Origin of the sequence: Nioella aestuarii (assembly GCF_050896395.1) — a bacterium.
Classification (GTDB): domain Bacteria; phylum Pseudomonadota; class Alphaproteobacteria; order Rhodobacterales; family Rhodobacteraceae; genus Nioella; species Nioella aestuarii.
Genome location: NZ_JBPBBA010000013.1, coordinates 43,978 through 64,257 on the forward strand (window position 1 = coordinate 43,978; position 20,280 = coordinate 64,257).

At 61.6% G+C, this 20,280-nt stretch carries 21 protein-coding genes and 1 tRNA gene; 9 read left to right on the forward strand and 13 right to left on the reverse strand.

The annotated features are described in order from the left end of the window. The first annotated feature begins 20 nt into the window (after positions 1-20). A tRNA-Gly gene (locus ACROHD_RS09715) sits at positions 21-94 on the forward strand. Between the two features lie 39 nt (positions 95-133). Here ACROHD_RS09715 and pgi read toward each other — a convergent pair. Genes pgi through zwf form a run of 3 tightly spaced genes read right to left on the reverse strand, consistent with a single transcriptional unit; the run spans position 134 to position 3,916 of the window. After that, complete coding sequence (pgi, locus tag ACROHD_RS09720) at positions 134-1,747, reverse strand: glucose-6-phosphate isomerase (RefSeq protein WP_432677525.1); 1,614 nt, start codon at positions 1,745-1,747, stop codon at positions 134-136. A 46-nt stretch (positions 1,748-1,793) separates the two neighbouring features. Next, positions 1,794-2,465 (reverse strand): 6-phosphogluconolactonase, encoded by a 672-nt coding sequence (gene pgl / locus ACROHD_RS09725; protein WP_432677526.1) that lies wholly within the window; start codon positions 2,463-2,465, stop codon positions 1,794-1,796. Further along, entirely contained in the window at positions 2,462-3,916 is a 1,455-nt protein-coding gene (zwf, locus tag ACROHD_RS09730; protein ID WP_432677528.1) for a glucose-6-phosphate dehydrogenase, read from the reverse strand. Before zwf ends, pgl begins: the two co-directional genes overlap by 4 nt. A 205-nt stretch (positions 3,917-4,121) precedes the next feature. Here zwf and ACROHD_RS09735 point away from each other — a divergent pair, with 205 nt between their 5' ends. Continuing rightward, on the forward strand, positions 4,122-5,063 hold the full coding sequence (locus ACROHD_RS09735; RefSeq protein ID WP_432677529.1) for a radical SAM protein: 942 nt from the start codon (positions 4,122-4,124) through the stop codon (positions 5,061-5,063). Between the two features lie 212 nt (positions 5,064-5,275). Here the strand turns inward: ACROHD_RS09735 and speB are convergent, their stop codons facing one another. The 5 genes from speB to ACROHD_RS09760 form a co-directional block, all read right to left on the reverse strand. Continuing rightward, positions 5,276-6,223: an agmatinase gene (gene speB, locus ACROHD_RS09740; RefSeq protein ID WP_432677530.1), complete on the reverse strand. Its 948-nt coding sequence runs from the start codon at positions 6,221-6,223 to the stop codon at positions 5,276-5,278. A 31-nt stretch (positions 6,224-6,254) separates the two neighbouring features. Then, entirely contained in the window at positions 6,255-7,469 is a 1,215-nt protein-coding gene (locus ACROHD_RS09745) for a reductive dehalogenase domain-containing protein (protein WP_432677531.1), read from the reverse strand. A 9-nt stretch (positions 7,470-7,478) separates the two neighbouring features. After that, positions 7,479-8,069, reverse strand: coding sequence for an HNH endonuclease (locus ACROHD_RS09750; RefSeq protein WP_432677532.1), 591 nt, complete (start codon positions 8,067-8,069; stop codon positions 7,479-7,481). Positions 8,070-8,431: 362 nt separating this feature from the next. Continuing rightward, positions 8,432-9,115 (reverse strand): alpha/beta hydrolase, encoded by a 684-nt coding sequence (locus ACROHD_RS09755; protein WP_432677533.1) that lies wholly within the window; start codon positions 9,113-9,115, stop codon positions 8,432-8,434. Then, on the reverse strand, positions 9,112-9,741 hold the full coding sequence (locus tag ACROHD_RS09760; RefSeq protein WP_432677534.1) for a DNA-3-methyladenine glycosylase family protein: 630 nt from the start codon (positions 9,739-9,741) through the stop codon (positions 9,112-9,114). Before ACROHD_RS09760 ends, ACROHD_RS09755 begins: the two co-directional genes overlap by 4 nt. Positions 9,742-9,825: 84 nt before the next feature. Between ACROHD_RS09760 and ACROHD_RS09765 the strand changes: the two genes are divergently transcribed. Then, the gene (locus ACROHD_RS09765; RefSeq protein WP_432677535.1) at positions 9,826-10,800 is read left to right on the forward strand and encodes an arginase family protein; all 975 of its coding nucleotides are present in this window, start codon (positions 9,826-9,828) and stop codon (positions 10,798-10,800) included. 89 nt (positions 10,801-10,889) lie between these two features. Beyond that, complete coding sequence (locus ACROHD_RS09770) at positions 10,890-12,110, forward strand: MFS transporter (protein WP_432677536.1); 1,221 nt, start codon at positions 10,890-10,892, stop codon at positions 12,108-12,110. Positions 12,111-12,226: 116 nt separating this feature from the next. On the opposite strand, the gene ACROHD_RS09775 is transcribed toward ACROHD_RS09770, so the two are convergent. After that, positions 12,227-13,084, reverse strand: coding sequence for a DUF6456 domain-containing protein (locus ACROHD_RS09775; protein ID WP_432677537.1), 858 nt, complete (start codon positions 13,082-13,084; stop codon positions 12,227-12,229). 487 nt (positions 13,085-13,571) lie between these two features. Here ACROHD_RS09775 and ACROHD_RS09780 point away from each other — a divergent pair, with 487 nt between their 5' ends. Further along, positions 13,572-13,823: a DUF6477 family protein gene (locus ACROHD_RS09780; protein ID WP_432677538.1), complete on the forward strand. Its 252-nt coding sequence runs from the start codon at positions 13,572-13,574 to the stop codon at positions 13,821-13,823. Positions 13,824-13,833: 10 nt separating this feature from the next. Here ACROHD_RS09780 and ACROHD_RS09785 read toward each other — a convergent pair whose 3' ends face one another. Beyond that, a complete protein-coding gene (locus ACROHD_RS09785) occupies positions 13,834-15,381 on the reverse strand; it encodes a trimethylamine methyltransferase family protein (RefSeq protein WP_432677539.1) in 1,548 nt (515 codons plus the stop codon). Between the two features lie 177 nt (positions 15,382-15,558). Here ACROHD_RS09785 and ACROHD_RS09790 point away from each other — a divergent pair, with 177 nt between their 5' ends. Both ACROHD_RS09790 and ACROHD_RS09795 read left to right on the forward strand, forming a co-directional pair. Further along, positions 15,559-15,729, forward strand: coding sequence for a hypothetical protein (locus ACROHD_RS09790; RefSeq protein ID WP_432677540.1), 171 nt, complete (start codon positions 15,559-15,561; stop codon positions 15,727-15,729). A 53-nt stretch (positions 15,730-15,782) separates the two neighbouring features. After that, the gene (locus tag ACROHD_RS09795; RefSeq protein WP_432677541.1) at positions 15,783-16,319 is read left to right on the forward strand and encodes an NUDIX hydrolase; all 537 of its coding nucleotides are present in this window, start codon (positions 15,783-15,785) and stop codon (positions 16,317-16,319) included. On the opposite strand, the gene ACROHD_RS09800 is transcribed toward ACROHD_RS09795, so the two are convergent. Further along, complete coding sequence (locus ACROHD_RS09800; RefSeq protein WP_432677542.1) at positions 16,316-17,002, reverse strand: MgtC/SapB family protein; 687 nt, start codon at positions 17,000-17,002, stop codon at positions 16,316-16,318. The genes ACROHD_RS09795 and ACROHD_RS09800 overlap by 4 nt on opposite strands. Positions 17,003-17,182: 180 nt before the next feature. On the opposite strand from ACROHD_RS09800, the gene guaA reads away from it, so the two are divergent. Continuing rightward, positions 17,183-18,754, forward strand: a complete 1,572-nt coding sequence (guaA, locus tag ACROHD_RS09805; RefSeq protein WP_432677543.1) for a glutamine-hydrolyzing GMP synthase — start codon at positions 17,183-17,185, stop codon at positions 18,752-18,754. A gap of 74 nt (positions 18,755-18,828) precedes the next feature. Here guaA and ACROHD_RS09810 read toward each other — a convergent pair whose 3' ends face one another. Both ACROHD_RS09810 and msrB read right to left on the reverse strand, forming a co-directional pair. After that, positions 18,829-19,293 carry an MAPEG family protein gene (locus ACROHD_RS09810; protein ID WP_432677545.1) on the reverse strand — a complete coding sequence of 155 codons (465 nt, stop codon included), beginning with the start codon at positions 19,291-19,293 and terminating at the stop codon, positions 18,829-18,831. A gap of 67 nt (positions 19,294-19,360) precedes the next feature. Then, positions 19,361-19,801 carry a peptide-methionine (R)-S-oxide reductase MsrB gene (gene msrB, locus ACROHD_RS09815; RefSeq protein ID WP_432677546.1) on the reverse strand — a complete coding sequence of 147 codons (441 nt, stop codon included), beginning with the start codon at positions 19,799-19,801 and terminating at the stop codon, positions 19,361-19,363. A 165-nt stretch (positions 19,802-19,966) separates the two neighbouring features. On the opposite strand from msrB, the gene ACROHD_RS09820 reads away from it, so the two are divergent. Beyond that, complete coding sequence (locus ACROHD_RS09820) at positions 19,967-20,248, forward strand: putative quinol monooxygenase (protein ID WP_432677547.1); 282 nt, start codon at positions 19,967-19,969, stop codon at positions 20,246-20,248. Positions 20,249-20,280 lie beyond the last annotated feature (32 nt).

Sequence of the window (20,280 nt, forward strand, 5' to 3'; positions counted from 1 at the left end):
TTACCTCCGGCACCCAGAGCGCGGGTATGGTGAAATGGTATCATGCGAGCTTCCCAAGCTTAAGGTGCGGGTTCGATTCCCGCTACCCGCTCCAAAAAAAGCGCCCCACAGATGGGGCGCTTTCTTTTTGGGATCATCTCAGGCCGTTCGCCTTCGCATAGGCCACCAGCCCGAGCGTCGAGCCATCCTTGCCTGCCCCGTCGGACGCGCCCGTCAGCACCGGTTCCAGCGCCTTGGCGAGTTCCTTGCCCAGTTCCACGCCCCATTGGTCGTAGCTGTTGATGCCCAGGATCACGCCTTCGACAAAGACCCGGTGTTCATAGAGCGCAATGATCTGGCCCAGAACGAAGGGGGTGAGCTTGGGATAGATCAGCGTCGTGGAGGGGCGGTTTCCGGGGAAAACGCGGTGGCGCGCCTGGCGGTCCAGTTCGGCCCCCGTCAGCCCCTTGGCGGCCATGATCGCGGTCGCCTCTTCCAGCGAGCGGCCCCGCATCAGTGCCTCGGACTGAGCGAAACAATTGGCGACCAGCAGCCGGTGATGATGGGCCAGATCGGGCTCATGTCCTTCGGAAGCCACGATAAATTCGCACGGCACGACTCGGGTGCCTTGATGGATCAGCTGGTAAAACGCGTGCTGTCCGTTGGTGCCCGGTTCGCCCCAGACGATGGGGCCGGAGTCCCTCTCCAGATCCGCACCATCCATCGACACGCGCTTGCCGTTACTTTCCATCTCCAGCTGTTGCAGATAGGCGGGCAGCCGCAGCAGACGCTGGTCATAGGGCAGCACGGCGCGGGTGGCGTGGCCCTGCACCTGGTTGTGCCAGATGCCCACGAGGGCCAGCAGAACCGGTAGGTTATCAGCCAGATCCGCCTGCCGGAAGTGGGTGTCCATGGCGTGGCCACCCGCGAGGAAATCCCCGAACTCTTCAGGTCCAACGGCGAGCATCATGCCAAGCCCGATGGGCCCCCACATCGAATAGCGCCCGCCAACCCAATCCTCGAAGCCAAAGACCCGCTCGGGCGCGATGCCGAAATCCGCGGTCAGATCGGCGGCGGTGGACAGCGCCACGAACTGATCGGCCGGGGTGTCCACCAGACCCGCCATCCAGTTACGGGCGGTTTCCGCGTTGGTCATGGTCTCGATGGTGGTGAAGGTCTTGGACGCGACAATGACCAGCGTTCGCGTCGGGTCCAGCCCCTTGAGAGTGTCATGGATATGCGCACCATCGACGTTCGAGACGTAGTGCAGACGCGGCCCGTCATGATAGGGCGCCAGAGCCAGCGTGCCCATGACGGGGCCGAGGTCCGACCCGCCAATGCCGATATTGACAACATCGGTATAGGCCCCGCCCTGCCCGGCAATCTCGCCTGACCGTACGGCGCGGGCAAACGCCTCCATCCGGGCGCGGGTTTCCAGCACGCCGGGCATGACATTCTGTCCGTCCACATTGATGACGCCGCCGGGTGCGCGCAAGGCAGTGTGCAACACCGCGCGGCCTTCGGTTTCGTTGATCTTCTCGCCGGTGAACATCGCCTCGCGGCGATCTTCGACTTTTGCATTCCGGGCCAGTTCGATCAGTAGCGACAGCGCGCCCGCGTCGATGGTCGTCTTGGAGAAGTCAAAGAGCATACCATCAACCGTCCGGCTGTAGCTCTCAAACCGCTCAGGATTGGCTGAAAAGAGCTCTGCGATTGTCCGCCCTGACTTGGCTGCGTGATGTGCTTTCAGATCGTCCCAGATGGACATGGGCGATTTCCTTCCTGGCATTAAATCAATGAGTTACTAGGCGTTCTTAAGGTGCCCAATGTACGGTTGCACCATTCAGGACAGCCCGTACAGGCGCCTGGTCCACGGGTAGGGATTGCGCCCGTTCCAGTGCGGCGCGCTTTTCCTCGCCGGTGATCACAATATGGGTTGAAAGTGCCGCTGCCAGGACCCGTGCCGACAGTGTCACGCGCGGTTCCGGCGCGCCGCCGCCACGCATGGGCACCAGTACAGGTGCATGATCGTCCAGCGCATCGGCCAGCCGGTCCGCGCCCGGGAACAGCGACGCGGTATGCATATCCGCCCCCATTCCGAGCAGCAAAAGGGTGATCGGCAGATGAGGTTCCAACCCCCTGGCCAGATCATCCACGTAATCCTCGGGCGTATTCGCCGCTGCATAGAGCGGCACAAAATGCGCCCGCCGCGCCTTGGAGATCAGAAGCCGCTCCATGATCAGCTTGGTGTTGGAGCGCGGGTTATCCGCAGGCACCCAACGTTCATCCGACAAGAACACCGTCACCCTGTCCCAATCCAGCGCCTGTTCGCTCAGCACGTCAAAGACAGGCCCCGGCGTGCTGCCACCGGGTACGCAAAAGCTGACCGCATCGTCGCGGCGAAGGTGGTCTGCCAATTCGCTGGCAAGCGCATCGGCAAGGTCCAGCATCATCATGTCGCTGTCAGGGTATTCGACCAGGTTCATGCGGAAATCTCCCTCCATCGGCGGCCATCGCGGTAGAGCAGGATAAGCGCATCTTCCGGCCCTGCCGTCCCGGCGTCATAGGGCAAGGGTACATCTTCGCGGGCTGTCCATCCAGCGATGATCGGATCGGTCCAGGCCCATGCAGCCTCCACCTCGTCTCCGCGCATGAACAGCGTTTGATTGCCCCGGATCACATCCATAATCAGCCGCTCATAAGCGTCCGGCACATCGGCGGCTTCCGGCCCAAGCGCCTCGGCAAAGGTCATGTCCATGGGCACCTCGACCAGACGCATCCCGCCCGGCCCCGGTTCCTTGATGGTCATGCGCAGGTCGATGCCCTCATCTGGTTGCAGGCGGATCGTCAGGATGTTGCATCGCGGATCGGCAGCCTCGGTAAAGATGTTGTGGGGCGGTTCCTTGAAATGCACCACAATCTCGGACATGCGCGACGACATGCGCTTGCCGGTCCGCAGATAGAACGGCGTGCCGTTCCAGCGCCAGTTGGAGATATGGACCTTCATGGCGACAAAGCTTTCCGTCAGGCTGTCGCCGTTTTCCGCATCATCGCGGTAGCTGGCGCCGTCTTTGCCCGCCTTGTATTGGCCACGCACGATATCGGCCTGATCGACCGGATCGAGCGCCCGGATCACCTTGAGCTTCTCATCCCGCACCGCATTGGGTTCGAAATGGGCAGGCGGTTCCATCGCGGTCAGACACAGCAATTGCATCAGGTGGTTCTGCACCATGTCGCGCATCGCGCCCGATTTGTCATAGTAGGACCCGCGCCCGCCGACGCCCACGGTTTCGGCCACGGTGATCTGCACGTGATCGACATATTGGGCATTCCAAAGCGGCTCGAACAGCATATTGGCGAAGCGCACCGCCATCAGGTTCTGCACGGTTTCCTTGCCCAGATAATGGTCGATTCGGTAGATCTGTGCCTCGTCGAAATGGGCGGCGAGCGTGGCGTTCAGGGCCTTTGCTGTCGCGAGATCGCGGCCAAAGGGTTTTTCAACCACGATCCGCGCATCCTCGCGGGCGATGCCATTGTCTTTCAGACGCTCTGCGATGGATCCGAACAGGCTGGGGGCGACCGAGAAATAGAACGCCTGGACCACATCGGGGCGCATCTGCTTCCGCAACTCGGACCAGCCACCGGTGCCCATGGCGTCGATCGGTACGTAACTCAGACATTCAAGGAACGCGTCGATGGTCTCTGGCACGCGCTTGGCTTCGGACACGAACTCCTCAATCGCTTCGCGCACGAAGGCCCTCCAGGCGTCGCTGTCCTGATCTGTTCGGGCGGCGCCGATGATGCGGGCACCAGCCGGCATCTGTTCCGACCAGAAGCGCCGATAAAGCCCCGGCAGGATCTTTCGCCGGGCCAGATCGCCCGTGCCGCCGAAAATCACCAGATCAAATTCTTCCACCGGAATGACGCGCGCAACCATGGAAATTTCCTTCAGGCTAGGGGCGGCAACCGGACCACCCCAGGATATGTTAGCGCTATCAGGCGCTGTCGTGCAGGCTCTACACCGATAATTCTTTCACGTCCAGCCTTTCACGGAAAGATCACAATGGCGTTGACACGGCTAGAGGCTGTTTTCTTTTTTTGGCGAACGGCTTAGCCATTGGCGCAGAACAACGGCCCGGACTATGAAAGACACGCTCGACCCGCAGAAATTCCAGAACCCGACCGAAACCGCCAAGGGAGAGCCCCGCGCGACCGTAGCGCTCAGCAATCCGCAAACGCTGTGGTTCAATACCGGAACGCTGTGCAACATCGAATGCGCGAATTGCTACATCCTGTCGAGCCCCACCAATGACGCGCTTGTCTATCTAAGCCGGATCGAGGTGGAAGAGTATCTCGACCAGCTGGAAGCGCGCAATTGGGGCGTTCACGAGATCGGGTTTACCGGCGGAGAGCCGTTCATGAACCCCGAGATGATCGGCATGGCCGAAGCAGCTTTGGCGCGCGGGTACGAGGTTTTGATCCTGACCAATGCCATGCTGCCGATGATGCGCAGCCGGGTGCGCGAAGCACTTGCACAGCTGAACGCCACCTATCCCGGCAAGCTGACACTACGGGTGTCGCTCGACCATTGGTCGCGGGCGTTGCACGACACGGAACGGGGTACGGGCAGCTATGACAAGACGCTTCATGGAATGGATTGGCTGCGCGATCAGGGCATCGTCATGACGGTCGCGGCGCGCACCGTTTGGGGGGAAACCGAGGCGGAATGTCGTGCTCACTTTGCCGATTTGTTCCATAGGCGATCCTACCGGATCGACGCGACCGACCCTGCCGCGCTCGTGCTATTTCCCGAGATGGACGCTCAGGTCGATGTGCCCGAAATCACCACGGCCTGTTGGGGCATCCTCGGCAAATCGCCCGAAAGCGTCATGTGCGCGTCATCCCGCATGGTGGTTAAACGCAAGGGCGCGACGCGGCCGACGGTTCTGGCCTGCACGCTTCTGGCCTATGACGAGGGATTTGAGATGGGTGAGACGCTGGCAGAGGCCGAGCGTGAGGTGGCTCTGAACCACCCCCATTGCGCGAAGTTCTGTGTGCTTGGCGGGGCCAGTTGTTCCGCCTGAAGGGGTTCGCCGCCTTCGGCGTCGACCCGAGAGCGGCCCTCCTCAACCCCCGGCTTGCGCCGGAGGCCTCGAAGGGCCGCGTTGCCACGGAAGTGTGGTGAGGAGCGGCCTGCCGGAGCCAACACCAAAATATGTGGAAAGGTTGGACGCCTCCCGCGGGAGTATTTGGGCAGAGAAGAAGCAGGGACAGGGAAAACCCGGCCAGATTTCCGTCAGACCATCACACAGAGCAGCTCGAACATGATCGACGCGCCCAGATAGGCGGTGTTGCCGGCCTGATCGAAGGGCGGTGAAACCTCGACCAGATCGGCACCGACGATCTTGACGCCGGTCAGTTCCCGCACAACCTGCAACGCCTGGTAGCTGTTGGGGCCACCCACCTCGGGCGTGCCGGTGCCCGGCGCGAAGGCGGGGTCGACGAAATCGATGTCGTAGCTGACATAGGTGTCGCCCGTTCCTGCGATCTCGCGCGCCTCAGTCATCACGTCCTCAACCCCGCGGGCGTGAAACTCGCCGATCGGAATCACACGGATGCCGACGCTGTCGGCAAAATCGCGATCCTCGCTGTCATAGGCGGTGCCGCGAATGCCGATCTGCACAACGCGCTTGGGGTCCAGCAGCCCCTCCTCCACCGCGCGGCGGAACGGGGTGCCATGGGTGTACATGCGCCCGTCGAAATAGCTGTGGAAGAGGTCGGTGTGGCTGTCGAAATGGATCATGCCAAGGGGCGCGTCCTTGGCCAGTGCACGCAGAACCGGCAGGGTGGTCAGGTGATCGCCCCCCGCCGTCAGGGGTTTGATTCCATGGGATTTCACCTTGTCATAAAAGGTGGTGATACGGGTCAGGCTGTCCATCAGGTCGGCAGGGTTGGGGCCGACATCGCCCAAGTCGGCACAGTTGCGCGCCTCGAATGGGCGCACACCCGTGGCGTCATTCTGGGCGCGGATCATGGTGGACATATCGCGCAGCTGCCGGGGGCCGTGGCGGGGTCCGGGGCGGTTGGTGGTGCCAGCGTCCCAAGGCACGCCGATCAGACCGATCTCCACCTCTGCGATCCGGGCGTGATCCAGCCCGACATGCGGAAGACGCATGAAGCTTGGGATGCCGGCAAAACGCGGCAGCTCGAAGCCCGAGATCGGGGTGAAGAACGGATCGGCCATGGGTGACTCCCTGTCATGATTTGGCGTGAGGCTAGCGGGGATTTGCCCACCAGTCACGCGGCTTTAGGCGCGGACGGACGCCCTGGCGTTTCTGCCAGGCCCGCGCCAGCCGAACGCCCATGGCCCCTGCCCCGCCAAGCGCCAGCCAGCGCCAGAGCCGATCTTGCCAGGTGCCGCGCCGGTTGAAGGGACAAACACGCATGCAGATGGCGCAATCGGATTTCAGTTTCGCCCAATAGCCGAAGCACGCCTCGCAATTGGCCGACCATTTGCGCACGCCCCTTTGGGTGGATGGGCTGCCCGCGGCCTTTTCTTCCCCGAAGTCGGGGGCGCCGAAAGGCAGCGCCTTGGGTGGGCAGCTCTCGGCACATTTGGTGCAGCCATGGCAATAATCGGCAAGGCCCAGTCTGCGCGGCGCATCCACGGCCAGCGGCATATCGGTGAAAACCTTGGAGAACCGCACACGCGGACCATATTCCGGGGTCAACACCATCTGGTTGCGCCCGTATTCGCCCAAGCCCGCCTTGATCGCGTAAGGAATGACCAGTGCGGTATCGTTCATGCTGGCCACCGCCTGAAAGCCCAGATTGCGGATATAAGCCGAAAGCTGCATCGCGATGGCAGCCTCGTGGCTGTATTCGAGCCCCGTCGCCGCGCCCGCCAGCGCGCTTGGATAGGTCTCGACCAGATCGAAATCCATCGCATGGGCCATGACGATGACATGGGTCAGCCCCTCAGGGAGCTCATTGGGGACCGGTGTCATGTCGCGCGTGTCGGGGCGGTCGGAGTAATGCCAGCGCAGGTCAATATGGGTGATGCCTACCAGATCTGCGCCAAAGAGCCTTGCGACGCGCTTTATGCCCTCAGCTTCGTCCTGCGGGGTGCCAAGATCGGCCTTGTCGGCTGCAACGGGCGTGTCGCTGCGCAGGGGGGCCTGAAAGCCTTCGCGCTCGCCCTCGGCGGCATGGCGATCGGACACCATGTCGGAAACCCGCCACGCCGCGTTGCGCAATGCAAAATCGCGGGTTTGAAAGCCTTCGCCGCGGCGCGGAGCCGCCTCCATCCTGTAGGAGGCGAAGAAGCCGTCAGTGTGTTTGTTCCGCACGGTGTCATCCCAGAAAGCGCGGGTGAACATGTCGTTCATCTGGGAAAAACGGCTGTGATCGGGGGTAATCTCGAACCCCGCTGCGCGATCGCTGTCCAGCAGATGCGCGGGCGTTTCGCTTTGATTCTCTGGCCAGCTCATGGGCAGAGCTTACGCGTCCAGTTCGGCATCCCAATAGAGAAAATCGAGCCAGCTGTCGTGCAAATGACCGGGCGGGAACTTGCGGCCCATATTGCGCAGCTCCTCTGCGCCCGGCTGGCGGGGCGGCTTGCGCAAGGACAGACCCGAGCGGCGCAGGCTTTTCGAGCCCTTGCGCAGGTTGCAAGGCGAACAGGCCGCCACCACATTTTCCCACGAGGTGATCCCGCCGCTGGCGCGCGGCACAACATGGTCAAAGGTCAGATCGCCCTTGCCACCGCAATATTGGCAGGAAAACTCGTCGCGCAGGAACAGATTGAAACGGGTGAAGGCGACGCGCTTTTGCGGTTTTACATAGTCGCGCAGCACCACGACCGAGGGGATCCGGATTTTCGTGGTCGGCGAATGGACGAAGGCATCGTATTCAGCGACGATATCCACCCGGTCGAGGAAAACGGCCTTGACCGCATCCTGCCAGGGCCAGAGCGACAATGGGTAATATGAAAGGGGGCGGTAATCCGCGTTTAGCACCAATGCCGGGTGCTGGTTGAGCCTTCCTGGCTCTCTTACAAATTCCGTTCTGAAACTGCCGTCGCCGTCCATGAGTGACTCCACCCTCGCCCTGTCTGCCCGTTTTCCGGCATCAGAGCGGGAGCACCCGCTCCAGCCATGTAACCACTATATCTGCCAAAATCTGGCTGGCAAGCGCCACATTTTGGGTTGCGCGCTTTTGTAATAGATCGGGCAGATGACGGGGGTATGACGGTTATCCACAGGCAGGGCGGTTTCGCCGCCTCACGGCGTCGACCCGAGAGCGGCCCCTCTCAACCCCCGGCTTGCGCCGGAGGCCTCGAAGAGCCGCGTTGCCACGGAAGTTTGGAGAGGAACGGTCTGCCGGAACCAACACCAAGATGCTTGGAAAGGCTGGTTGCCTCCGGCGGAAGCATTGGAGCCAAGAAGAAGGCTTAGTCCGCTTCCGCGTCATCCTCGATGCCGAGCACCTGCCGCATGAAGGCCAGCGCCACGGAGAGCCCGTCAGGCGCGATGCCATGGGCGGTGCCACGCATGATATGCGCGTAGACACTGATGCCCGCGGCTTGCAGGGCTTCGGCGGCTTGGGGCAGGCTTTGCGGGGGCACCACATCATCCTGATCGCCATGGATCAGCAGAACCGGCGGGCGGCTGACGATTTCATCGGCCAGAAGCTCCGGTTCCAGCAGGCGGCCCGAGAAGCCGACAACGCCAGCAAAGGGCGGCTCGCGGCGCGGGGCGACATGCAGGCTGATCATCGTGCCTTGCGAAAAGCCCACCAGCACGGTGCGATGTGCCGGAACACCATGGGTCTCCATGATGTGATCAAGGAAGGCGTTCAGGTCATCCACGGCGCGGGCCATGCCCTCTGACGCAGCCTCTTCTGACGATCCGTCGATCCACGGGATCGGGAACCACTGGAACCCCATCGGGTTCATGGCGGAGCGTTCGGGCGCATCGGGGGCGGCGAACATGGTGTTGGGCAGATGCGGGGCCAGGGGATCGGCCAAGCCCAGAAGGTCGTTGCCATCGGCGCCATAGCCGTGCAGGAAAATCACGAGGCTGTCGGCCTGACCGGAGGCCGCGGGCCGCGTTGCGAAGTCTAACGTGCGAGTCATCTGATCCCTTCCCTGTCTTTGGCGACACGGTAGTAGGCCCAAAGTGCGCGGGCGGCAACGGCTCTCCAGGGGGACCAGGCTTCGGCCATCTGTCGAAGCGGTTTTTCCTTCGGCCGACCCGGCAGGGCAAACAGGATCCGGGCGGCTTCCTGCAGGGCCAGATCGGCAGGCGCGAAGACATCGGCGCGACCGAGCGAGAACATCGCATAGACTTCTGCCGTCCAGCGGCCGATGCCGGGGACTTCGGTCAGGATTGAAATGACCTGTTCATCAGGCGCGGTGCGAAGGCTGGCAAAGTCGATGCCCGCATCCGCCAACGCCTTGGCATAGCGGACTTTTTGGCGCGAAAGCCCCACGGCGCGCAGATCCTCTTCACTAGCACCCGCCACCCGTTGCGGATCGGTCAGCTGCGCGTCCTGCATCCGGCCCCAGATGGCGCTGGCAGAGGCAACGGACACCTGCTGGCTGATGATGGCCGAAAGCAGTTCTTCGAACCCATCCTTGCGGCGGCGCAGCGGCAGCGGGCCGGTCAGCTTCAGCGCATGGGCAAAGCGCGGCTCGGCGCGCGCCAGCCATGCCGCGCCCTCTGCCACGCAATCGGGGGTTTCGATGATCCGTCCAACCATGGGCGCACCCTTTCAGGTCGGAAATGTTTTGCCAAGCCGCCAAAGCCACGCCACGCTGTGCACAAGCAACAGCGGAGACCGGAGATGGCCGAAGAACACGACGCCAGCATGATGAACAACCTCTACTGGTGGGGCATCCCGACCTTTTTCCGCGCCCCGAATGAGGCACCGGACGGGGCAGAGATTGCGCTGGTGGGGGTGCCGCATTCCACCGGCAACGGCACGACGGAACGCGACCAGCATCTCGGGCCCCGCGCGGTGCGCAATATGTCTGCTGTTCAACGGCGGGTGCATGGGGGCTTTGGTGTCGACCCGTGGGCACGCAAGATTGTGGACGTGGGCGATGTGCCTTTCCCCCGTGCCAATGACAATGAACACTGCATCCAGCAAATTACGGATTTCTATACGAAAATTGATGCAACCGGCGCGCGCCCCGTATCCATCGGGGGCGATCATTCTATCACTGGCGGGATCGTTCAGGCGCTTGGGAAGGGCAAGATCGCGGGGGGCGAGCCGATCAGCTTCCTGCATCTTGACGCCCATACGGATGTATTCACAAAGGTCGATCACTTCCTGGGGGCCGAGAAATCGGCTGCGCATTGGGGGGCCTATCTGGCCGATCAGGGCAAGGTCGATCCGACTCGGTCGATGCAGATCGGGTTGCGGGGTCATCCGCGCACGCTCGACTGGCTGCAACCCTCCTATGACTACGGCTACAACGTCGTGACGATGGCAGATTACCGGCGTCGCGGGGCGGCCGATGTGATTGAGCAGGCGAAAGATGTGCTGGCCGGGCGGCCCGTCTATATCACCTTCGACCTCGATTGCCTCGATCCCACCGTTGCGCCTGCCGTGTCTAACCTGGAACCCGGCGTGAAGGGCTTTGATATCGACGAGGCGATGGCGCTGATCCACGCGGCGCGGGGGCTGAATATCGTCGGTGGAGACGTGGTCTGCCTGATGCCCACAAAGGACAGCCCCAACAATATCACGGCGATGGTGGCGGGCGCGGTCATGTTCGAGATGATCTCGATGATCGCGGAAAACCTCGGAGCCTGAGCGCGCCTTTCCGTTTCGTGACTTAACAGGGCAAGTATTTTGCCCTGCCCCCCTTTCCTTCCCCGGCGAACGGGTCTAGCGATTTCGCCATGGTTGACACAGTTCACTCCCCCACCGACGACCGACGCGCCTGGCGCAATGTGATGGTGCTTGTCGCCGCGCAGGCCATTCTGGGCAGCCAAATGCCGATGATGTTCGTCGTGGGCGGGCTTGCCGGGCAGATGCTGGCCCCGAATCCATGCCTTGCGACGCTGCCCATTTCGCTGATCGTCTTCGGCTCGATGACCACCGCGCCTTGGCTGTCGAACACGATGCAGCGCTTTGGCCGCAAGATCGGGTTTTCCATCGGGACGCTTGGCGGTGCGGCGGGGGCGTCGATTTCGGCCTATGGGCTTTACGTGGACAGTTTCGTCATCTTCCTGATCGGGTCATACCTCGCGGGCATCTACATGTCGGCGCAGGGGTTTTATCGCTTCGCGGCCTCGGACACAGCTTCGGAAAGCTTCCGCCCCAAGGCGATTTCCTATGTCATGGCGGGCGGGTTGGCCTCTGCCATCATCGGGCCGCAACTGGTGAAGCTGACCAATGATGCAACGGTGATTCCCTTCCTGGGCATCTACCTGACAATCATCGCGCTGAACCTCGGTGGTATGCTGCTCTTTATCTTCCTCGACATTCCGAAGCCGCCGATGCGGGCCGAGGGCGACCCGGCCGGGCGGACACGGGCCGAGCTGTTGCGCGACCCCAAGATTGTCGTGGCGATCATCTGCGCCATGGTCTCTTACGCGCTGATGAATCTGGTCATGACGTCGACGCCATTGGCGGTTGTAGGCTGCGGGTATGAACAGGACACGGCAGCCGATATCGTGTCCGCTCACGTCTTGGCAATGTTCATTCCGTCCTTCTTCACCGGCCATCTGATTGCCCGCTTTGGCACCACGAACATCGTGGCGCTTGGCCTGTTCATCCTTGCGGCCGCGGGTGGCGTGGCGCTGATGGGGGTGGAGCTGGAGAACTTCTATATCGCCCTCATCCTCTTGGGACTTGGCTGGAATTTTGGCTTTATCGGCGCGACCGCGATGCTGCAAAACGCCCATGCGCCCGAGGAACGGGGTCGTGTCCAAGGGCTGAACGATGCGATCGTCTTTGGCTGCGTGACCATTGCCTCTCTGGCTTCCGGCGGCTTGATGAACTGCGCGGGTGGGTCCGTGACGGCGGGTTGGACCTCGGTCAACCTTGCGATGATCCCCTTCCTTGCGCTCGCGGGTGGTGCGCTGATCTGGCTGGCGCTGCGCCCGAAAGACGCCTGAGCCGTCAAAAACCGCCCGACCAGGATCTGGACGGGCGGCAAGGTGGCGGAGGAAATCAGGGAGAGGTTTCGGAAACGGCCCCCGCGCCTATCGTTTCCAAATTGGCATCAATCTAGCTAGGCGGGAACAAAGCCGTACACCTCGTTGTAATGCGTCAGCAACCGCTGCAATCCGATCTTGAGAACGATCTTGCCCGATCGCGCCGACCAGCCGAGCCGCTTTTCAGCTGATTCCAGCCCTTCCAGAAAACAGCAGACGCGCATAACGACATCCGCCAGGCCAGGACCCAGATCGTCGTGCGCCCGCGTAACCCGGTTGCGCGCAGCACTTGGCCCCTCACCGATGCCACCATCACAAAAGCCCGCCCCGCGGTCGCCGCCCGTCAGAAACTTGTCCCAGTTCTGGGCCACACGCGGCCCCATTTGGGCGCGTTCAAAGTCCTCTCGCAGCTTTTCACCCGCTTGCACAAGGTCCATGGTCAGGAACGGTTTGCCATCCGGCCCCTTGCGCCGTGCCAGCATCGCCAAGGGTGATTCCGCTAGGTTTATCCGCATCTTGCGGATCGTTCCGTCATCCTGTTCAACAGTTTTTTCACCCCATAGCTGGTGCTGCGCAAGAAAGGGCGTCGTGGCCTCCGCCATCTCCATCGGGGCACGGCGGCGCTTGCGATCCTCCTCGATCAGCCGTTTCAAGGCCGACTTGCCCGCCTCGGTGATCGTATAGATACTGACCCGCCCCTGTTTGGCGGTCTGGATCCAATCCTTCAGTGCAAAGGCATGGGCCACCTTGCGGTCCAGAACAGCGGTTCTGGTTTGGCTGCCATCGCTGCCTTTGCGCAGGACAATTGCCTTGTCCATGTCCTGCGCCAGCACCAGGGTAGCCTCTTTTTCACATAGCCTGCGCAGGATGCGTCGGGCTTCCCGGTTGACGGTAGTGTCGTCGGAAACCAGGGGTGGCCTCAGGGGTGCTGTCATCGGGGGATGCTCCTTAAACTGGTTAATTGTTTCTGAATTAGAAACACAACAGGCCGTCAGCGCAGAAAGCGCCTCATCGACCAACGGATCTTCACGGCGCGCCTCGACCGCGCGCACACGGCGGCCGATCGTTGATGGGTGACATCCCTTCTTGCGCGCGATTTCCCGCAAGGATGCGCCAAAACCTACGTGATCGAGGTAATTGCGTGCATTTTCGGGCAGCCAGCCGGGGTAAGCGGCCTGTCCTAACCGATTTGTCACATCACCTGTCATCGCCAGCCTCCGGGCACCAATGCTGTGGATAAGTCCCGCAAGCCTTTGGGAGTATTGATTACTGTTTGGTTAAAATCCTCGTATTTGGGTGCTAATTGTTTCCAAATTGTAAACAAATGCAGAACAGCGCGCGGCGTCACTGGATCGGATGCAACACCCTGTCGGATCGGGACATGCTGAGGACGACTCACCCGAATAGAGCAGGAACACCACCATGTCCGACATGCCCCCCGATCTCAGCACCCTCACCCGCCCCCGCTTGCTGGTTCAGGCCGCCCGAATTGGCGCCGAAAGCCTGCTTCACAGCGGCCGCAAGCTGCCGCGCGCCGGGCTGACGCGGCTGTTGTCGGAGGAATCGGAGATGGACCGCAAACGCAAAGACGGCGAGGCCGATTACTCGCCTCGCCGTCATGTGGATCTGCTGATCGCCGTGATGTTGGTGGCCCAGACCGTAGCGTCGATCTAGGCCCTTTCGCTTAGTAGGATGCGTCCGGCATCTCTTCCTTGCGCTTGGCCACGAATGCGCGCAACGCCTCATCAATCGCGGGGTCAAGCGCCGGCTGCTGGTAATCGGCCAGGATCTTGCGAACCTTGGCATTGGCCAGCTGCATGGTGTTGCGGCTGCCTTCATCGACCCAGGTCTCGAAGGGCTTGTAGTCCAGCACCTCGGACCGCCAGAAGCCAGTCTTGAAGTTGGCCTGAGTGTGGGCGCAGCCAAGGTAATGCCCGCCCGGGCCCACTTCGCGGATCGCATCCATGGCTTGTGCATTTTCGTCATGGCTGACACCGGCGGCAAACTTGTGCAGCGCGCCAAGCTGGTCGGCATCAATAACGAATTTCTCGAAGCTGGACACAAGTCCGCCTTCCAGCCACCCGCAGGAATGCAGCATGAAGTTCACGCCCGCCAGCAGACCGGCATTGAGCGAATTGGCGGTCTCGTAGCCTGCCTGTGCATCGGGCAGTTTAGAGCCGTTGAACGACCCTGCCGACCGGTAGGGCAGCCCAAGTCGCCGCGCCAACTGGCCTGCGCCCATGGTGATATGCGACGCTTCTGGCGTGCCGAAGGTGGGCGCACCGGAATTCATGTCGATGGAGGTCACGAAGGCCCCGAAAATCACCGGCGCACCGGGACGAATAAGCTGGCTGTAAGCCACGCCCGCCAGCACCTCGGCCAGAACCTGAGTCAGCGTCCCGGCAATCGACACCGGCGCCATGGCCCCGCCCACGATGAACGGAGAGATGATCGAGGCCTGATTATGGGCGGCGTAATGTTCCAGCGCGCCCATCATGATCGAGTCGAAGGTGAGCGGCGAGTTGATGTTGATGAGCGAGGTCATCACCGTGTTCTGTTCGACGAAATCGTCCCCGAACAGGATCTTCGACATATCGATGGAATCCAACGCCCGCGAGGGTTCGGTCACCGAGCCCATATAGGGTTTGTCCGACAGCGTCATATGGGCATAAAGCATGTCCAGGTGACGCTTGTTGACCGGAATATCGGTGGGTTCGCAAACAGTGCCGCCGGAATGGTGCAGCCATTTCGACATGTAGCCGAGCTTCACGAAGTTGTTGAAGTCTTCCATCGTGGCATAGCGGCGGCCACCGTTCATGTCCTGAACGAAGGGCGGGCCATAGACCGGGGCAAGCACCAGGTTGCGCCCCCCGATGACAACATTGCGCTCAGAGTTGCGGGCGTGCTGCGTGAACTGCGACGGCGCGGTGGAACAAAGCTTGCGTGCCAGCCCCTTGGGCAGCCGCACACGTTCGCCATCGACATCGGCCCCGGCCTCGCGCCAGCGATCCAGTGCAGCGGGGTTGTCGACGAAGTTGACGCCGATCTCTTCCAGCACGGTTTCGGCATTGGCCTCGATGATTTCCAGTGCCTCTTCGGTCAGCACTTCGAAATTCGGGATGTTCCGCTCAATGTATTTGGCGGTCTCGATGCTGACGGCGCTGCGTTCGGCGCGTCGGGCGGCCCCGCCACCACCACGTCCCCGGCGTCGGGCGGTTGCTGCATCACTCATCGCGTCATGTCCTCTCAAAGGGGGAAGTTTCCGATGTGATACAAAGCGGCGCCGATCAACCGCGTGTGATTTGCGGCGAATGCGGGGAAAAAGCGACATGAACGGCACGGGTCTGAGCCATATCAAGGCGGCACGCACGGATTCTGGGCAGACTCCCTGTCCAGAGGAGGGGCTGCCATGGATTGGAAAAACCGTAAAACGCCCTTGATGGGCCTGATCGGGGGGCTTGGTGTCGTCGCTTTTCTAGTGGGCGTGCCGGGCGGGCTTTATTCTTTGACCACGGCCATTGTTCTGGCCTTGGCCATCTGGATCATCGGCGCGACATTGATCAATGTCCTGATCCCCTGACCCTTGCCCGCGACACGCGGGGATTGTAGCCCTTGGGGTCAAGGAGAATGCCGATGCCCCACGATCACAGCTGTCACGACCCCGCCTGCGGCTGCGGCCACGATCATGCGGCCGATCCGCGTGGGCCCCGGCCACCGGTGGCTGAACAGCCACGCCCGTGGCGCCCGGTGGCGCAGCTGAGCGTGCTCGCCATCGGCATTTTCGAACGCGAAGGGCAGATTCTCTGCGGACCCGTGCACGGCGATGACGGCACGATCAAGGGCTGGCGCCCCCTGGGTGGCGCTATCGAATTCGGAGAGCGTGCAGCAGAGGCGCTAACGCGCGAGATCGGCGAAGAAACCGGGCAAAAGATCACCGATATCCGGTCTCTGGGCGTGCTGGAAAACCTCTTCGAGCACGAAGGCGCGGCAGGACATGAGATTGTTTTCGTCCTCGCCGCCCGGTTTGCCAATGACACGCTTTATGATGCAGACCAACTGGCCTTCCGGGAAGGCGACGGGCCAGAGATGACCGCGAAATGGGTGTCACTAGCCAAGGCCCGCGCAGGCCGAATACGGCTGTTCCCCGAAGGCTTGGCCGACCTTGTCTAGGCCTCTGGCTGAGTGTCCCAGTCCAGCCCCTGAACGATCGGATCCAGCATCAGCGGGGACACCAGCGTTTCTATGCTATGCCCCGACAATTCGGCGATTGTCACGCTCAGTGACAGCTCTACCCGGTCGTCCTTAGCATCGGTTTCCATTCCGGCGACCTGCACGCCCTCATGCATCAGCGCCTTTAACACAAGCCGCCGCGCCGCAGCCTCGTCCGATTTTGCACAGGTCAGCGTCACTCGGCTTTCGGCGACCAATGGCATACCCGCGCGGGTCCGGCGTTTGAGCCATTTGACCAATGGACGCAGGCCGAGATTGATGAAAACGACGAAGCCCGCCGCGATCGTTGCATGAACCGCGGATCCATGCCCGGCCAGCAATCCGACCGCTGCCGAGCACCACAGCGTTGCAGCTGTATTCAGCCCATGCACCGTGAAGCCGTTGCGAAAGATGATCCCGGCCCCCAGAAAGCCGATGCCGGAGACAACCTGCGCGCCCACTCTTGACGGGCTGAGTTCATCCGCGAATTGCGAGGAAAACACCACAAAGGCCGCCGCCCCAAGCGCCACCAGCGCGTTTGTGCGCAAGCCCGCCATCCGCTGCCGCACCTGCCGTTCCGACCCGATCATTGCCCCAAGAACCAAGGCCAGCGCCATATTCAGGGCCGCCGTAAGGGCATTCATTGTGCTCAACTCGTCCATAATCCGTTCGGCGGGTCCCGTTGCAGGTTTCGGTGCAAAGCGAGATCATTTCCGGCCTGTCGTCCGAATGCAATGGTTCCCTGAACGAAATTACCCCATTCCCGCAAGCCGACCCTACAATCGCGCTTGCACAAACCACCGCCCGCGCCTATTGGCTGGCGCATGACCAGCACCTCTCATGACCGCCTTCTCATCATCGACTTCGGCAGCCAGGTGACGCAGCTGATTGCGCGCCGCCTGCGAGAGCTGAATGTCTATTGCGAAATCCACCCCTACCAGAACGTGTCTGACGCGTTTTTGGCCGATTTCGCCCCCAAGGCCATCATCTTTTCCGGTGGCCCCGACAGTGTGATGCGAGAGGGCAGCCCGCGCCCGCCGCAATCGGCCTATACGCTCGGCGTGCCGATCCTGGGCATCTGCTATGGCCAGCAGGTGATGATGCATGATCTGGGCGGTCGGGTTGAGGCGGGCGAACACGCCACCGCCGAATTTGGCCGCGCCTATGTCACCCCCTCTGACGCGCATGTCGATCTTCTGGCAGGCTGGTTCATGGACGGGTCCGGCAAGGAACAGGTCTGGATGAGCCATGGCGACCATGTGGCCGAGATTGCCCCCGGGTTCGAGGTCTATGGCACCTCACCCGGCGCGCCTTTCGCCATCACCGCCGATGCCAGCCGCCATTTCTACGCGGTGCAGTTCCACCCGGAAGTGCACCACACCCCCAATGGCGCAACGCTTTACGAGAATTTCGTGAAGCTCGCGGGCTTTACCGGCGATTGGACCATGGGCGCCTATCGCGAAGAGATGATCGCCAAGATCCGCGAACAGGTGGGCGACAAGAAGGTGATCTGCGCCTTGTCCGGCGGCGTCGACAGCTCAGTCACCGGTATCCTGCTGCACGAGGCCATCGGCGACCAGCTGACCTGCGTCTTTGTCGATCATGGTCTCTTGCGCCTCAATGAGGCCGAACAGGTCGTCGCGATGTTCCGCGACAATTACAACCTCAACCTTATCCATGCGGATGAGAGCGAGCTCTTTCTGGGCGAGCTGGAGGGCGTGTCAGACCCCGAAACCAAGCGCAAGATCATCGGAAAGCTCTTCATCGACGTGTTCCAGAAATATGCGGACACGATCGAAGGGGCAGAGTTCCTGGCGCAAGGCACGCTCTACCCCGATGTCATTGAATCGGTTTCGTTTTCCGGCGGGCCTTCAGTGACGATCAAGTCCCATCACAATGTCGGTGGCCTGCCCGAGAAGATGGGCCTGAAGCTGGTTGAACCACTGCGCGAACTGTTCAAGGACGAGGTCCGCGCGCTTGGCCACGAACTGGGCCTGCCCGCCAGTTTCATCGGCCGGCACCCCTTCCCCGGACCGGGTTTGGCGATCCGTTGCCCCGGCGAGATCACCCGCGACAAGCTGGAGATCCTGCGCAAGGCCGATGCGGTCTATATCGACCAGATCCGCAAGCACGGGCTTTATGACGATATCTGGCAGGCCTTCGCAGCGATCCTGCCGATGCGCACCGTCGGTGTGATGGGCGACGGGCGCACCTATGACTATGCGCTAGCCCTGCGCGCCGTGACCTCAGTCGATGGCATGACAGCGGATTACTACCCGTTCACGCATGAGTTCCTGGGCGAGACCTCGACCCGGATCATCAACGAGGTCAAGGGCGTGAACCGCGTGTTCTACGACTGCACCTCGAAACCGCCGGGCACGATCGAACTGGAATAAATCCCGTAGAAATCAGGCGCGCTTTCTGAGAAAAGATCGGAAAGCGTCGCCTGAAAAGCGGCAGTCGGCGCCCCCTAGCCGATCACCGACACGAGTGCATAGATCGCCATGGCGATCACGATTACGGATCCGAATGTGAAAAAAGTCGCCCGCATCTCGTGGCTTTGCTTCGTGGCATAGGCCACGGCATGAGCCGCGCGTGTGGCAACGAATCCATACATGAGGCCCTGCGCCAGCCAGAGCGGTGGCGTGGCAGCAACGAAAATCAGGCCAGCGGCCCAGAATGCAGGAATATTTTCCAGATCATTCCTGTGCATTCGCCGGGACCGATCGACATAGTCATTGACCTCCAGCTGCTCAGGCCGCGGATTTGGGTTCGTAATGCTGGGTCGCAGATCTTCGGGGTTCACAAGCCCTGAGTCGCTTTTCAACATCCGGTAGACAGTCATCCAACCCTGTCCCATGACCTTGAGAACGGTCAGAGCTGTGGCAATGACATAGGTTACGAAAACCGGATTCTCGAACGTGAATGCGCCCATGCTGACCTCCTGTTTCAGGACGGCTCCAGCTTAGGGCGCATTCTGGTTTTTACAACCTCGGCGTGTCTTAGCCCTCGATTTGGCTCAGATATGCGCCGTAGCCTTCAGCCTCCATTTCTGCTTTTGGAACAAAGCGTAACGAGGCAGAGTTGATGCAATATCGCAGCCCGCCCATCTCGCGCGGGCCATCGGGAAACACATGCCCCAGATGGCTGTCGCCATGCGCGGACCGCACCTCGGTCCGGATCATGCCATGAGTCGTGTCACGCAGCTCGACCACATGGGCGTGCTCTACCGGCTTGGCAAAAGACGGCCAGCCGCAGCCCGAATTGAACTTCTGGGACGACGCGAACAGAGGCTCGCCCGACACGATGTCCACATAAAGCCCCGGTTCGAAATGCTGATCATATTCGCCCGAGAAAGGCCGTTCCGTCCCGTTTTCCTGCGTCACGCGGTATTGTTCGGGCGTCAGGCGGGCAAGGGCGTCATCGGTCTTGGCGTAGCTCATTGGGGCGATCCCTCCTCATCAGTGATGCAGGGCAGAATATGGGGGCACCGGACCCGCTTGCCCAGACCCGGCATGATCACGAGCGCGCGGGGTAATTGCAACATTTCCACTGGCGCATCCGTGCCTTGTGATGTCTTCTGCCCCGACAACCGCAAGGATCCAATCATGACCGTCATCCTAACGGGCCATATCGATGTGCCCGCCGACCGAATGGAGCAGATCCGCGCCGGGCTGATCGACCACATCCGCCTGACGCGCGCCGAACCTGGCTGCATCAGCTTCGACGTGACCGAAGACCCGGAGGTTCAAGGCCGCTTCAACGTCGCTGAGGAATTTACGACCCCAGAGGCATTCGAGGCCCATCAGATCCGTGCGCGGGCCTCTGACTGGGCGCGGATCAGCGAGGGCATTGCGCGCAGCTATACCGTGACCGGGATGCCGATCTGATCACCGCCCCTTGCCAAGCCGACGGGGCTGGT

Bases quoted from the DNA above. Each gene is read 5' to 3' on its own strand.
- ACROHD_RS09810 (WP_432677545.1), bottom strand. From the start codon at position 19,293: ATGGGCGCATTCACGTTCGAGAATCCGGTTTTCGTAACCTATGTCATT.
- msrB (WP_432677546.1), bottom strand. From the start codon at position 19,801: ATGAGCTACGCCAAGACCGATGACGCCCTTGCCCGCCTGACGCCCGAA.
- ACROHD_RS09750 (WP_432677532.1), bottom strand. From the start codon at position 8,069: ATGGACGGCGACGGCAGTTTCAGAACGGAATTTGTAAGAGAGCCAGGA.
- ACROHD_RS09820 (WP_432677547.1), top strand. From the start codon at position 19,967: ATGACCGTCATCCTAACGGGCCATATCGATGTGCCCGCCGACCGAATG.
- ACROHD_RS09785 (WP_432677539.1), bottom strand. From the start codon at position 15,381: ATGAGTGATGCAGCAACCGCCCGACGCCGGGGACGTGGTGGTGGCGGG.
- ACROHD_RS09755 (WP_432677533.1), bottom strand. From the start codon at position 9,115: ATGACTCGCACGTTAGACTTCGCAACGCGGCCCGCGGCCTCCGGTCAG.
- speB (WP_432677530.1), bottom strand. From the start codon at position 6,223: ATGGCCGATCCGTTCTTCACCCCGATCTCGGGCTTCGAGCTGCCGCGT.
- pgi (WP_432677525.1), bottom strand. From the start codon at position 1,747: ATGTCCATCTGGGACGATCTGAAAGCACATCACGCAGCCAAGTCAGGG.
- ACROHD_RS09780 (WP_432677538.1), top strand. From the start codon at position 13,572: ATGTCCGACATGCCCCCCGATCTCAGCACCCTCACCCGCCCCCGCTTG.
- ACROHD_RS09735 (WP_432677529.1), top strand. From the start codon at position 4,122: ATGAAAGACACGCTCGACCCGCAGAAATTCCAGAACCCGACCGAAACC.
- pgl (WP_432677526.1), bottom strand. From the start codon at position 2,465: ATGAACCTGGTCGAATACCCTGACAGCGACATGATGATGCTGGACCTT.
- ACROHD_RS09760 (WP_432677534.1), bottom strand. From the start codon at position 9,741: ATGGTTGGACGGATCATCGAAACCCCCGATTGCGTGGCAGAGGGCGCG.
- ACROHD_RS09800 (WP_432677542.1), bottom strand. From the start codon at position 17,002: ATGAATGCCCTTACGGCGGCCCTGAATATGGCGCTGGCCTTGGTTCTT.
- zwf (WP_432677528.1), bottom strand. From the start codon at position 3,916: ATGGTTGCGCGCGTCATTCCGGTGGAAGAATTTGATCTGGTGATTTTC.
- ACROHD_RS09765 (WP_432677535.1), top strand. From the start codon at position 9,826: ATGGCCGAAGAACACGACGCCAGCATGATGAACAACCTCTACTGGTGG.
- ACROHD_RS09775 (WP_432677537.1), bottom strand. From the start codon at position 13,084: ATGACAGCACCCCTGAGGCCACCCCTGGTTTCCGACGACACTACCGTC.
- ACROHD_RS09795 (WP_432677541.1), top strand. From the start codon at position 15,783: ATGCCCCACGATCACAGCTGTCACGACCCCGCCTGCGGCTGCGGCCAC.
- ACROHD_RS09790 (WP_432677540.1), top strand. From the start codon at position 15,559: ATGGATTGGAAAAACCGTAAAACGCCCTTGATGGGCCTGATCGGGGGG.
- ACROHD_RS09745 (WP_432677531.1), bottom strand. From the start codon at position 7,469: ATGAGCTGGCCAGAGAATCAAAGCGAAACGCCCGCGCATCTGCTGGAC.
- guaA (WP_432677543.1), top strand. From the start codon at position 17,183: ATGACCAGCACCTCTCATGACCGCCTTCTCATCATCGACTTCGGCAGC.
- ACROHD_RS09770 (WP_432677536.1), top strand. From the start codon at position 10,890: ATGGTTGACACAGTTCACTCCCCCACCGACGACCGACGCGCCTGGCGC.